The organism is Microbacterium daqui, from assembly GCF_050408675.1.
Taxonomy (GTDB): domain Bacteria; phylum Actinomycetota; class Actinomycetes; order Actinomycetales; family Microbacteriaceae; genus Microbacterium.
Genome location: NZ_JBNTKF010000021.1, coordinates 1 through 12,440, shown reverse-complemented (window position 1 = coordinate 12,440; position 12,440 = coordinate 1). Strand labels below are relative to the sequence as shown.

Genomic DNA, 12,440 nt, shown 5'->3' with positions numbered 1-12,440 from the left:
TATCAAGAAAGCCTGTGCTTACGGCCATATATGCCCCTGTGGCGCACGAAAATCGTCGCGGGTACCGCCGTAGGTGGTTTAGCCGTAGGTATCGCGAGGTCCCCGGCCTGGCGCTGTGCGTGGACCCCATTTCCACGAGGGTACGTCCGGCCCCAAGAAGCGGATCGATGAAACTTTGGCGGCGGGATGGTGAAAAGCAATCTGCGTCATGATGACCGAACGCATGAGTTGAAGCTGCTTCGCCCACGCCGTGGAATCGCATCGAATCGTGAGCACGCCATCGTTGAGGCCGACCGGAGTGGTGTGCTGCGCGGTCTCGTCGCCGGCGATTTCTTTCCAGTTTTGGAGGAGGTCTTCTTGAGCGAGAAGGGGGTCCCACCCGGACTTTTTCGTCAGGTCGGCGAGCACACTGTCGATCGAGTGCGGGTCTCTGCCCGGCATAAACGGGGCGGCGGGATCGTCTTCGTCAATGCGCACGCGCTTGCGCCGACGATTCGGGGCTTTAAGGCCACGGAGGCGCAAATAGGTGGCGAGAGTTTCGGGAACATCAGGGGTATCACTCAAAATGGCTCATCCTCCCGCACTGTGTTCGCGCTGCTTTCACCGGCCGTCAGGATCGTTTCTGACACGCTATTTTCTGAGTTTTCAGCCGGTTCGATCGCGATGATTTGGCCAGATTGCACCCGCACAACGTGTGCGCGCAACTGGGGCGGAACATCTTCTTCGACCGCAGACGTGACAATGACCTGTTCGAAACCGGTCGCAAGCTCGGCGAGTCGCGTGCGGCGCTGGGCGTCGAGCTCTGCGAAAACGTCGTCGAGAATCAGGATCGGGTCGCCGGCGGAGAGTTCTTCGCGAAGCAGTTCGGCCGACGCGAGGCGCAGCGCGAGCGCGACCGACCACGATTCTCCGTGCGAGGCATAGCCCTTCACCGGAAGCCCGCGCACCATGAGAAGCAGGTCATCACGGTGCGGGCCGACGAGCGTGAGGCCGCGATCCAGCTCACTTGAGCGCTTTGCCGCGAGAGCCGCGCGAAATTGCTCAGCCGTGGTTCCGCTCTGCAATGCGCTGTCGGAACCTTCATTTTCTTCAGGGTCAGCGCCGGTAATCGAGAGCACCCAGCCCAGAGTCGGGGAGTGATCGGCGCCGGCAATTGCGGTGTAGGCGGCAGCGACGGGGGCGGCCATTTCGGTAGCAAGGGCGAGACGCGCGTCGATGAGTTGGGATCCGAGGGTGATGAGTTTGTCGTCCCACACCTCGAGGGTCGCGAGGCCTTCACCCTTAACGCCGCGGGCACGGGCGGATTTCAGTAGGGCGTTGCGCTGTTTGAGTACGCGCTCGTAGTCGGCGATGATGCCGGCCATGCGAGGGCGACGCTGAATCAGCATTTGGTCGGCGAATTTTCGCCGTGCTGACGGATCGCCCCTCACGATTTGGAGATCTTCGGGAGCGAAGAGTACGACGTGCGCGTAGCGTGGCAGTTCGGCCGGTTTTACCGGAGCGCCGTTGACGCGAGCCTTGTTTGCACCCTGCTTGTTGATCTGCAGATCGAGGGTGACACGGCGTTCACCGTGTGCGAGCCGAGCCCGCACGAACGCTGCGTTTTGACCCTCGCGAACCAGTGGCGCGTCTTGCGAGACTCGGTGGGATCCGAGGGTTGCGAGGTACGCGAGCGATTCGGCGAGATTGGTCTTTCCTTGGCCATTGCGACCAACGAAGACGTTTGCGCCTCGGGCAAGCGAGACTTCCGCTGTTTTGTAGTTGCGAAAGTCTTGAAGCCCGAGGTGCTCAACAAACATCGAGCTCAGCGAAGGAGCAGGTTGGGCTGCAACAGGTACTTGAAGTTGTCGCCTGCAGCACCATCGACCGAGGTCTGCGCGGTGATCAGCACGGGGCTGAGCTTGTTCGCGTTGTCAGTCGACGTGAACGTGATGCGGGTGAACTCGCTCTTGACGGCGCCGAGTGCTTCGGTCAAGAACTGCGGGTTCAGACCGATGACGACATCGTCACCACCAGAAAGCGTCGCGTCGATCGATTCCGAAGCACGAGCCTGCTCGTTGCCGGAGGCGTCCATCGTCACCGATTCGTTCGTGAACGTGAAGCGCAGCGGGGCCGACCGGTCAAGTACGAGCGAAACACGGCGAACAGCTTCGACAAGGTCGGCGGTGTTGACGACCGCGTAGTGCTCGGTCTGCTCGGGGAACAGGCGACGAACCGGCGGGAAGTTGCCCTTAATGAGCAGCGACGTCACGGTCTTGTTGCCTGCGGTGAACGAAATAATCTCGCGGTCGCCCGATCCGGAGAACGCAACCGAGATGGTTTCTGCGTGCGAGAACGTCTTGCCCACTTCGAGCAGCGTGCGGGCCGGAACCAGTGCGGTGCTGTCGACAGCCTGGCCGTCCCACTGCACATCGCGAAGTGCGACGCGGTAGCGGTCGGTGGCAACGAGGCTGAGCTCGGTGCCGGCGACCTCGAGCAGCACACCCGTCAGCACGGGAGTCACGTCGTCGCGGGATGCAGCGAAACCAACCTGCGCAATGGCGGTGGCAAATTCTTCAGCGGGAACGAGACCAGACTCACCCGTCACTTCGGGGATAGCCGGGTATTCCGCAACCGGCATGGACGCCAGCGTGAAACGTGCGGATCCGCACGTCAGCAAAATGCCGCCGTCTTCCTGTGTCGCGAGCTCGATGGGAGCATTCGGCAACCGGCTCGCGATGTCGGAGAGCAAACGGCCGTGAACCAGGATCGTGCCCGGCTCGTCAATTGTTGCTTCGATGACGGTACGCGCAGACGCTTCGTAGTCGAATGCCGACAACGACAAACCCTCGTCAGTTGCTTCGATAAGCACTCCGGCCAGGATCGGCTGCGGGTTGCGCTGCGGCAACAACTTGACGACGAACGAGACGGCTTCGCTGAAAACGTCGCGATTCACGTGGAACTTCACGTTCGCTCCCTTGAACTCCCTGCTTGGGGTTACAACACTAGCGCCACTGTGTGGACAAGCCACAGCTCACAGCAAAATCCGTCAAGGTCATCGGAAGTCCTGCTTATTGAGAGAGATTTGGTTAACAGTGTTAACAGCTGTGGATACTGTGGACAACTCTGTGGATCCCAAGCGAGAGTAAGGAATTACAACGCTGTCAGTTGTGGAAAGCGGTGTAATTCCGCGGAATAGCAAGCCTGTGGAAAACCGTGTGAAATCACAAGTTCTCCACAGGCCTTGTCATTCCGTTCACAATCCGTCGACAGGAAATCGGATTTATCCACAAGTTATCCACACTGTGTGAAACTCGGTTTTTCGGGCTTCTCGGGCGCGTCGCAGGCCCTCTGAGGGGCTTTTTCGACGTGCAGGTCATTTTTGATGTCTCGAATTTCGACGCGTTAGAGGTCATTTCATGCCCGCTGAGCGATTTTGGGGCGCTCGGGAGAATCGTTTCTGACGACCTATTTCGGCACTTTTTGACCGCAGCTGATGGTTCCGAAGTCAAAATAGACGAAATAGGGCGCTGAGCGTCGCTGTGAGCGATGGGCCGATATTGGGTGCGCCCGGAGGGAATTGAGCCCTGTGCGGGACAGTAGGCATCGCTGCGGGGCATAAGAGCGCCGACCGAGAGCAGAGAATCGTTTCTGACAACTAAAAAACCCGGCTTCGCGGTGGGAAGCCGGGTTTTCGAGGTTTTCGCGAGATTTAACGCGCTGAGATTGATCGTGTGTGTCAGCGGCGGCTGAGTTGCGCGGTGATCTCGGTGACCTGGTTGTAGATCGAGCGGCGCTCCTTCATGAGCTCAGCGATCTTCTTGTACGCGTACATGACCGTGGTGTGGTCGCGGCCGCCAAAGAGCTGACCGATCTTCGGCAGCGACAGGCTCGTGCGCTCACGGCACAGGTACATCGCGATCTGTCGTGCGGTTGCGACCGCCTGCGAACGGCTCGAACCGTAGAGGTCGTCGACCGTGAACTTAAAGTACTGGGCCGTCACCGTGATGATGTCGGTCGGTGAAATGACATTCGCTTCGGTCTGGTCGACGATGTCGCGCAGCACGGTCTGGGCCAAGCCCATGTCGAGCGTCGAACGGTTGAGGCTCGCGAACGCCGAAACACGGATGAGCGCACCCTCGAGCTCGCGAATGTTCGACGACACCATCGTGGCGATGTAGGTGAGCACCTCATCAGGAATCTGCAGGCGCTCGCTCTGCGCCTTCTTACGCAGAATCGCGATACGGGTCTCGAGGTCGGGCGCCTGCACGTCGGTGATGAGGCCCCACTCGAAGCGCGAACGCATGCGGTCTTCGAAGCCGGTCAGCAGCTTTGGCGCCACGTCACTCGTGATCACCACCTGCTTGTCGTGGTCGTGCAGGGTGTTGAAGGTGTGGAAGAACGCCTCTTGCGTCTCAGCGCGGCCCTGCAAGAACTGAATGTCATCAATCAGCAGAATGTCGACATCGCGGTAGCGGGCTTGGAAGGCGGAACCACGGTTGTTGGCAATGGAGTTGATGAAGTCGTTGGTGAATTCTTCGCTGGAAACATAGCGAACACGCACGCCGGCGTAGAGATTGATCGCGTAATCGCCGATCGCGTGCAACAGGTGAGTCTTGCCGAGGCCCGAGTCGCCGTAAATGAAGAGCGGGTTGTAGGCCTTGGCCGGAGCTTCAGCAACAGCGACGGCAGCGGCGTGCGCAAAACGGTTTGACTGACCAATAACGAAGCTGTCGAACGTGTATTTCGGATTCAGTCTCGTGTCGTGACGTGAATTGTGCGTCTGTACTGGTTCCGGAGCTGGCTCTTCAATCGGACGCGGAATCGGCGTCTCGTGCACCGTGACCGGTGCTGTGATCTGCGTTTCGTTGAGATCAGGGTCAACCGCAATGCGGAACCCGGTGGCCTCGTTGCCGCCGACAGCGGCGAGAGCTTCACTCATCGGCTGCTTAATGCGCTTGAGTTGGCCGGCCGTCAGGTCGTTCGGAACCAGGATGTAGAGCATTCCGCCCATGACGCCCTGCGCGACGGCAAGGTTGAGGAAGCCATGCATTTGCGGAGTGACGCGGTCATCGGTCGCAAGCTGCTGCATGACGGCTTTCCAGACAGGAACATCCGGAATGTCGTGCTGCGTCATGGCTGTGTTTCCCCCAACGGAAGTGCGCAATGAACCTGAGTTCATGCTGTGGATAACCCGGTGATTGTGTAACGTTAGCGAGCCCGGATTACAAGAGCAACCTCTACTCTACGGCGGATTTGTGCGTGTCTTCGGGGGTTTGGGCCGAAGGTGGGGATAATCACACTTTCGCGTCTCAGTTTGCTTGTTGGCCGGGAAAGTCGTAGCCTAAATCGGTTGACTTATGCCCCGATACGGGTGCATCAACCTTTGTCCGTAAAGTCCCCGGAAGCACTCGTCCCGGTGACTGCATCTCCGGAGTGACCCCATGAGCAAGCGTACTTTCCAGCCGAACAACCGCCGCCGCGCTAAGAAGCACGGCTTCCGCGCCCGCATGCGCACCCGCGCGGGCCGCGCGATCCTTTCTGCACGTCGTGCAAAGGGTCGCGTCGAGCTTTCGGCGTAACCACTCGCGGTGCTCGCGAGACCGCATCGCATCACCCGCGGAGCCGACTATAAAGCAGTCGTCCGACGCGGTGTTCGAGGTGCGGGCGCGCACACTGTGACGTATGTCACCCACACGGGTGATGATCGTCCGGCGCGTTTTGGTTTCATCGTGAGCAAGCAGGTAGGCACGGCAGTCGTACGCAATACGATTCGCCGTCGCCTCAAGGCGATTTGTGCCGAAGCACTGCCTTCGGTGCGTGTGGGCGCGGATGTTGTCATCCGCGCCCTTCCGTCGTCTGCCGGTACTGATTTCCAGGCGCTGCGTGCAGAGGTACGACGATCTTTGGAGAAGAAGGCATCATGACGAGCGCACTTCCTGCGTACGCTCGCGGCACCGATCATTTCGCGGCGCGTGACTTCTTCCGTTCTCTTCCCCTGTGGCCGCGTAATGCGGCTATTGGCGTTATGACTGCGTATCGCGCCGTGATCTCCCCGATCTATGGCGACGTCTGCAAGTACTATCCGTCTTGTTCCGCCTATGCCGTTGGTGCACTGCAGCAACATGGCCTGCTCAAGGGTTCGGCGAAAGCCGCGGCACGCATCGGTCGCTGCCACCCGTGGGCTCAAGGCGGCGAAGACGACGTTCCCCCTCATCCGCATTTTCGACACGGACTCACGCCGCGTGGGTTTGTCGTGCCGTCTGGAAAGGACTGATCCGTGGATCTGTTTTCCATCATCCTCTGGCCCCTGAAGTGGGCCGTTGAAGCGATCCTGGTCGCCTGGCACTGGTTGCTCACTGCCGTTGGCATGGATCCGGCTAGTGGAACCACGTGGGTACTTGCCATCGTGGGTCTCGTTATCGTCGTGCGTTCGGCCCTCGTGCCGCTGACGGTGAAACAGATTAAGAGTCAGCGTCGTATGATGGAAATTGCTCCTGAACTGCGGAAAGTCCAGGCGAAGTACAAGGGTAAGAAGGATCAGCTCAGCCGTGAGGCGATGAGCCGCGAGACGATGGCGCTGTACAAGAAGCACGGCACCACGCCGGTTTCTGGCTGCCTGCCACTGCTTGTTCAGATGCCGATCTTCTTCGCGCTGTTCTCGGTGCTTAACGATGTCACGAAGCACGCGAAGGCCGGCGACGGTGGTGTCGGTCTGCTTAACGAAAAGCTGACGCAGCAGTTCTACGACGCCAAGCTGTTCGACGCCGCGTCACTGCATGACTCCCTCATGGGTGCGCTCGAGGCGAAGAACGCTGGATGGGAGATGACGGTCACGATTCTCGTGATCCTCGTCGTGCTGATGATCGCGTCGCAGTTCTTCACGCAGCTGCAGATCGTCTCGAAGAACCTCTCCCCCGAGGCCAAGACCGGCCAGGCATACCAGATCCAGAAGATCATGCTCTATGTCCTTCCGTTCGCCTTCGTCTTCTCCGGTGTCTTCTTCCCGCTCGGTGTTGTTATGTACTGGTTCATCTCGAACCTGTGGACCATGGGCCAGCAGTTCATCGTTATTCGCAACATGCCGACCCCTGGTTCCGACGCAGCGAAGGCTCGCGAGGCTCGCCTGCTGAAGAAGGGCAAGGCACTCGACGCCAAGGGCAACATCATCACCATCGCGCAGTACGAGGCTGAGCAGCAGCGACTGCTGGAAGAAGCTGAGCAGCGCAAGGCACAGGCTCCCAAGCGCGAACAGCCGATGGGTAAGAACCGTGCCAAGAAGCAGGCTCAGAAGCAGAATAACGCTCAGAACAACTCGGGTACCGGTTCTGACGATGCCAATCCCGACGACACGAAGAAGTAGGAGGCGACGATGACTGACGCACCCGTAAACCAGCCGGTAGAGGCTGCAGACCTCGAGCAAGAAGGCGACATCGCCGCCGACTACATTGAGGGTCTCCTTGACATCGCCGACATTGATGGCGACCTTGAGCTCGACGTTCGTCAGGGCCGTGCCTACGTCTCGGTAGAGTCGGACGGCACCTCGCTGCGCACGCTCTCAGACCCCGAGACCGTGCAGGCACTGCAGGAGCTCACCCGCCTGGCCGTGCAGAACAAGACGGGACACTTCTCCCGCGTGATTCTGGATATCGGCGGCTCGCGTGATGCACGCCAGCAGGAGCTGGAGAAGCTCGTCGACCGCGCTATTGCTCGCCTCGATGAGGGTGCTTCGCAGGCTTCCCTGCCCGCAATGTCGTCGTACGAGCGCAAGCTGGTACACGACATCGTGTCGGAGCGTGGCTTGATTTCGGAGTCGTACGGCGACGGTGCTGACCGTCACACCGTGCTTCGCCGCGCATAGTTTCACGTGAAACATTCATGACGCTCGAACTCGAACCGGTAGCAGCAGTAACGCTGTTCGGCGACAACATCGACAAGGCTCGCGCCTTCACACAGGCTCTTGCTGAGCAGGGTGAAGAGCGCGGTCTGATCGGCCCGCTGGAACTCCCCCGCCTGTGGACGCGCCACATTCTGAACAGCGCAATCACCGCTCCCCTGTTCTCGGGCCGCGTTGGCGACGTGGGCTCTGGTGCCGGCCTCCCCGGCCTGGTGCTTGCGATTGCGCGACCTGACGTGGAATGGGTGCTCATTGAGCCCATGGAGCGCCGCGTGAACTGGCTTAACGAGCAGGTGGAGGCGCTCGAGTTGTCGAACGTCACCGTCTTCCGTGGTCGCGGCGAAGAATGGCCCGAAGGCCCCGTTCTCGACGCTGTCACCGCACGCGCAGTGTCAGCCTTGCGCACGCTCATCCCCTTCACCGCTCCCCTGGTGCGCGATGGCGGTGAAATCATCTTCCTCAAGGGTGCCTCGGTGCAAAACGAGATCGACGCAGCCGAAAAGGTGATCCGCAAGTACAAGATCTCGGACATCTCGGTATCGGTACTCGGCGAGGGCGTCCTCGACGAATCGACGCGAGTGTTCCGTGGAGTTGTTCGCGGGTAATCTCCTTTCGGATCTAGGCCTCTGTTTCACGTGAAACAGAGGCCTTCTTCTTTGTGGCGACTGGGTTCTGGCAGCTAGGTTGTGAGGGCTGGGTTGGAGTAGCTGGGTTGCGACGGTGGAGCGGCGGATAGCTCCGGGAATATCTCCGGGCCGTCCCTGCGGGTCGGCCTGCCAGACCCGCCAATATTCCCTCCGCCATCCACCACTCCTTCTTGCGCGGGGTGCCTTCCCGAGACGGTGGGTGGGGAGGGGCAGCACCGTTACCTTCGGCAACGAGTACAACCAGTGAAGTTCCGTGTGGTGAAGGTCAATTGCCGCGTGAGAGCGCGAGTGCGTTCCGCCTAGTTCCGCCCGTTGAACGAGGACGCGATAGCGACCGAGACGAAACGCACCGACAGTGCCGATGCCTTTGGGTTCCAGCTTGACGACCTGGTGAGGTTTCACATGAAACATGGTCACGCGGGTCGGTGTGGGGGGATGAATATGCAGGCACTTCTAGTGGAAGCGCCTGTGGCAACGCTGGGGGTGGTGTTGTGGAAAATGAGGGGACGTTTCACGTGAAACATTGATGGAACCTACCGCGCGGCAAGCTGGAGTGGAAGTACTGGCTCCTCCGAACAGGTATACCGACAGCAGTGGTGGCTGTTGTGTTGTACTTCGCGTTCAGCACGGAAGGAATACCGTTAGGGTTTGTGGGTGGGGTCATCTTCGCGATTCCGGTGTGGTTTGCCGCCCGCAGCATTGTTCGGATATTTACCGATGTCGCGAACGAAGATCACACACAGTCGGAGAAGTTTCCACTGTGCAAGCGTGAGTGGTACAACTCCTTCCCCAAGGGCTCGACAGATAGTTCTCCGTCATCCGCTCAAGAACACGACGAGGACTGCGCTGGTGTTTCACGTGAAACAGAACGGATTGAGAATGGTGTCAGAGTGAAGAAGATTGTCATCTCAACAATCAGCATCTTTGTTGTTGCCACCGTTCTCTACCTACTGCTCGAAGTACCGGGCGCGGAACCCTTTCTCGTGACGTTCGGAGTCTTCGCTGGCTTCACAGTGATTGCCTTCGCTGTCTATGGGCGGTTGGGAAAGCTTGCAGAGCGCCGCCGCACGGGAAAAGTAGTTCGGCAACGTTACCTGGACGCGAAGCAAGAGCGAGCACGTTTCGAGGCGACCTCCCCCACAACCCTTCCTTCAACGAGCCCGGACTCGCTCGAGTACCCCACCGACCAACCGATCTAGCTTCAGACGTCTATGTTTCACGGGAAACGAAGGCATACGCTGGACATTCCAATGCGGTCAATTCGATTCGTCTCGCGCGCTGCGCGTCCTCGTCCAACGGGCGGGGAGCGGCTGTTCGGAGCAGTCGCCGCGTTTCTTGTCCCTACGCTCGCTCAATGAGCGGAGGAAGTCCCCGGCCTAATGGGCTGCAACAGTCGTTCGTTCACCTATCCGATTCCCCAACTCGGGCCAACACGCCGACGCGAGTGTCGCCGGTATCGCCTAGAGTAGAAAAGCTGGTCTTCGCGCGTAAAGGAGTGTGTTTCACGTGAAACAGTCCCCCGCTGACGACACCACAATATTTGGTGATGACACCCCGTTGGCGCGCGAGCTCGCTGATCTCAGTGCTCGTCGTCGTGTTCTGGAGAGTGCGGACGTCGATCTCCCGACGAGTACGCGTATCCTGACGGTTTCAAACCAAAAGGGTGGCGTTGGCAAGACGACGTCGGCGGTAAACGTTGCGGCAGCCCTCGCGAGCATTGGCGCTCGGGTACTGGTTATTGACCTTGACCCGCAGGGCAATGCTTCTACGGCGCTGGGTGTGCCCCACACGGCTGATGTGCCCAGTGTTTATGACGTTCTCATCGACGAATTCCCGCTCGCTGAGGTCATTCAACCGAGCCCAGAGTCTGAGAACCTGTTCTGTGCTCCCAGCACAATTCACCTTGCTGGCGCCGAGATTGAGCTCGTCTCTCAGGTCGCACGCGAACACCGCTTGCGCACCGCGATGGACGAGTACCTCGAATCTGTCGACGAGAAGCCGCACTTCATCATCATCGACTGCCCGCCGTCGCTCGGTCTCCTCACAATCAACGCCTTCACGGCCGCTGACGAGGTCTTTATCCCGATCCAGTGCGAGTACTACGCGCTGGAGGGTCTGAGCCAGCTCCTGGGTAGTGTGCAGATGATCCAGAAGCACCTCAACCCCCGCCTGCACGTCTCAACGATTCTGCTCACGATGTACGACGGTCGTACTCGACTCGCGCAGCAGGTGGCCGAAGAGGTACGCTCACACTTTGCGGAACAGGTTCTCAAAACCGTCATTCCGCGTTCCGTCCGCGTGTCCGAGGCTCCCAGCTTCGGTCAGACGGTCGTTTCATATGATCCTCAGTCGGCAGGCGCGATCGCCTATCGTGAGGCAGCAGTAGAAATCGTGCGTAACAGCGCACGCGAAGGGGAAGGTCAGGCCTAATGGCTAAGCGAACGGGACTGGGTCGGGGAATAGGAGCACTTATTCCGACGTCTGACGCGTCAGAGGCGCGTCCGGTCGACGTGTTCTTCCCCGGTGCGCCGGTAGCAAAGGACTCCCCCGCTACGAAGAAGAAGGCTCAGCCGGAGACTGAGGAAGACCTCCTCAGTATTCCGGGCCTCCGTCTCATTGAGATCGACCCGAACGACATCGTTCCGAACCCGCGCCAGCCGCGCACGGTTTTTGACCCCGAAGACCTCGCTGAGCTCGTGCACTCCGTCAAGGAGTTCGGTGTCATGCAGCCCGTCGTCGTGCGCACGCTCGAAGACGGCACGTACGAGCTCATCATGGGTGAGCGCCGTACCCGCGCATCGCGCGAGGCTGGCCTGTCGAAGATCCCCGCGATCGTCCGCGAGACCAGCGACGAAAACCTCCTCCGCGACGCCCTTCTCGAGAACTTGCACCGTTCGCAGCTGAACCCGCTGGAAGAGGCCTCGGCCTACCAGCAGCTCCTCGAAGACTTCGGGATCACGCACGAAGAGCTCGCAACGCAGATCGGCCGCTCGCGCCCGCAGATCAGCAACACCCTGCGCCTCCTCAAGCTCCCCGTTGCCGTTCAGCAGCGCGTAGCCGCAGGAGTACTCTCCGCAGGTCACGCTCGTGCCATTCTCTCGGTGGAGGGCCTCGAGGGCATGACGAAGCTTGCCGACAAGATCGTGAACGAAGATCTCTCGGTGCGCGCCGCTGAAGCCGCAGCCAAGACGATCGGCACTCCCGCTGGTTCCAAGTCGAAGCCGAGCGCCGGCGCCCGCCGTGCCTACCTCGACGACGTGGCCACCCGCCTCGGCGACCGCCTCAACACGCGCGTCAAGGTGCAGTTGGGTGCACGAAAAGGCCAGGTCAACATTGAATTCGCGAGTATTCAAGACCTGAATCGCATCCTGTCCGAGCTGGGCGAGGCCGAGTTTGGTTCCCGCTAGCCCGAGAACGGCATCAGTGTGACCGAGGGCATTCCACGGCGCGCGAGTCTAGAACTGCTTCGAGCAGAAGCAGCAGACGAGCGCGCCGTGCTCATTCACGAACGTCTTCGCCACGGCGAAGACCCGTGGGAGTTCATGGAAGAACTCCCCACTGTCGACGAACTCGTCGTCTACTCGCTGCGTGCCGAGAACATTGAATCGAACGGCGGACTCCGTCCTAACGACGTGCGCAACTATCGCGTACTCCGCCAGATCGCCCTGGAGTACCCAGAACTCACTACGACGGTCTGGAAGCTCCTCGGGCACACAAACACCCACCGAGCCTGGGATGCGGTCACCAGCGACCCCACAGGGCACCCAGGCACCGCATAGCGCGACGTTTCACGGCTCTTCGCATTTGAGGGTGTAGGTGGGGTGCGCTCGCTGGTTCGCGGATAGGGGTCGAGGTCTTCCAGGATGGAAGTTCCTACGCTGCCCATCTGAAAGACCTCGACGTGCTCAACGCTACCT

At 60.0% G+C, this 12,440-nt stretch carries 14 protein-coding genes; 10 read left to right on the top strand and 4 right to left on the bottom strand.

Annotated features, from left to right (window positions below; all coding sequences use genetic code 11):
- Positions 1-78: 78 nt before the first annotated feature.
- The 4 genes from ACQUSY_RS11085 to dnaA form a co-directional block, all read right to left on the bottom strand.
- On the bottom strand, positions 79-564 hold the full coding sequence (locus ACQUSY_RS11085) for a DciA family protein (RefSeq protein ID WP_428904544.1): 486 nt from the start codon (positions 562-564) through the stop codon (positions 79-81).
- On the bottom strand, positions 561-1,799 hold the full coding sequence (recF, locus tag ACQUSY_RS11080; RefSeq protein ID WP_428904543.1) for a DNA replication/repair protein RecF: 1,239 nt from the start codon (positions 1,797-1,799) through the stop codon (positions 561-563). The genes ACQUSY_RS11085 and recF overlap by 4 nt, the downstream gene beginning before the upstream one ends.
- A 5-nt stretch (positions 1,800-1,804) precedes the next feature.
- The gene (dnaN, locus tag ACQUSY_RS11075) at positions 1,805-2,947 is read right to left on the bottom strand and encodes a DNA polymerase III subunit beta (RefSeq protein WP_428904542.1); all 1,143 of its coding nucleotides are present in this window, start codon (positions 2,945-2,947) and stop codon (positions 1,805-1,807) included.
- Between the two features lie 771 nt (positions 2,948-3,718).
- Positions 3,719-5,116 (bottom strand): chromosomal replication initiator protein DnaA, encoded by a 1,398-nt coding sequence (dnaA, locus tag ACQUSY_RS11070; RefSeq protein WP_428904541.1) that lies wholly within the window; start codon positions 5,114-5,116, stop codon positions 3,719-3,721.
- 307 nt (positions 5,117-5,423) lie between these two features.
- Here dnaA and rpmH point away from each other — a divergent pair, with 307 nt between their 5' ends.
- The 10 genes from rpmH (at position 5,424) to ACQUSY_RS11020 (ending at position 12,302) form a co-directional block, all read left to right on the top strand.
- Positions 5,424-5,561, top strand: coding sequence for a 50S ribosomal protein L34 (gene rpmH / locus ACQUSY_RS11065; protein WP_067196091.1), 138 nt, complete (start codon positions 5,424-5,426; stop codon positions 5,559-5,561).
- Positions 5,562-5,570: 9 nt separating this feature from the next.
- Complete coding sequence (gene rnpA / locus ACQUSY_RS11060) at positions 5,571-5,906, top strand: ribonuclease P protein component (protein ID WP_428904540.1); 336 nt, start codon at positions 5,571-5,573, stop codon at positions 5,904-5,906.
- Entirely contained in the window at positions 5,903-6,256 is a 354-nt protein-coding gene (gene yidD, locus ACQUSY_RS11055; RefSeq protein ID WP_428904539.1) for a membrane protein insertion efficiency factor YidD, read from the top strand. Before rnpA ends, yidD begins: the two co-directional genes overlap by 4 nt.
- 3 nt (positions 6,257-6,259) lie before the next feature.
- On the top strand, positions 6,260-7,342 hold the full coding sequence (gene yidC / locus ACQUSY_RS11050) for a membrane protein insertase YidC (protein WP_428904538.1): 1,083 nt from the start codon (positions 6,260-6,262) through the stop codon (positions 7,340-7,342).
- A gap of 9 nt (positions 7,343-7,351) precedes the next feature.
- Positions 7,352-7,840, top strand: coding sequence for a Jag family protein (locus ACQUSY_RS11045; protein WP_428904537.1), 489 nt, complete (start codon positions 7,352-7,354; stop codon positions 7,838-7,840).
- Between the two features lie 17 nt (positions 7,841-7,857).
- Positions 7,858-8,481, top strand: coding sequence for a 16S rRNA (guanine(527)-N(7))-methyltransferase RsmG (rsmG, locus tag ACQUSY_RS11040; protein WP_428904536.1), 624 nt, complete (start codon positions 7,858-7,860; stop codon positions 8,479-8,481).
- A gap of 635 nt (positions 8,482-9,116) precedes the next feature.
- Positions 9,117-9,722, top strand: a complete 606-nt coding sequence (locus ACQUSY_RS11035; protein ID WP_428904535.1) for a hypothetical protein — start codon at positions 9,117-9,119, stop codon at positions 9,720-9,722.
- Positions 9,723-10,020: 298 nt separating this feature from the next.
- Entirely contained in the window at positions 10,021-10,953 is a 933-nt protein-coding gene (locus tag ACQUSY_RS11030; protein WP_428904534.1) for a ParA family protein, read from the top strand.
- Entirely contained in the window at positions 10,953-11,930 is a 978-nt protein-coding gene (locus ACQUSY_RS11025) for a ParB/RepB/Spo0J family partition protein (RefSeq protein WP_428904533.1), read from the top strand. Before ACQUSY_RS11030 ends, ACQUSY_RS11025 begins: the two co-directional genes overlap by 1 nt.
- Positions 11,931-11,948: 18 nt before the next feature.
- Positions 11,949-12,302, top strand: coding sequence for a tryptophan synthase subunit alpha (locus ACQUSY_RS11020; protein ID WP_428904532.1), 354 nt, complete (start codon positions 11,949-11,951; stop codon positions 12,300-12,302).
- The last annotated feature ends 138 nt before the right edge of the window (positions 12,303-12,440 follow it).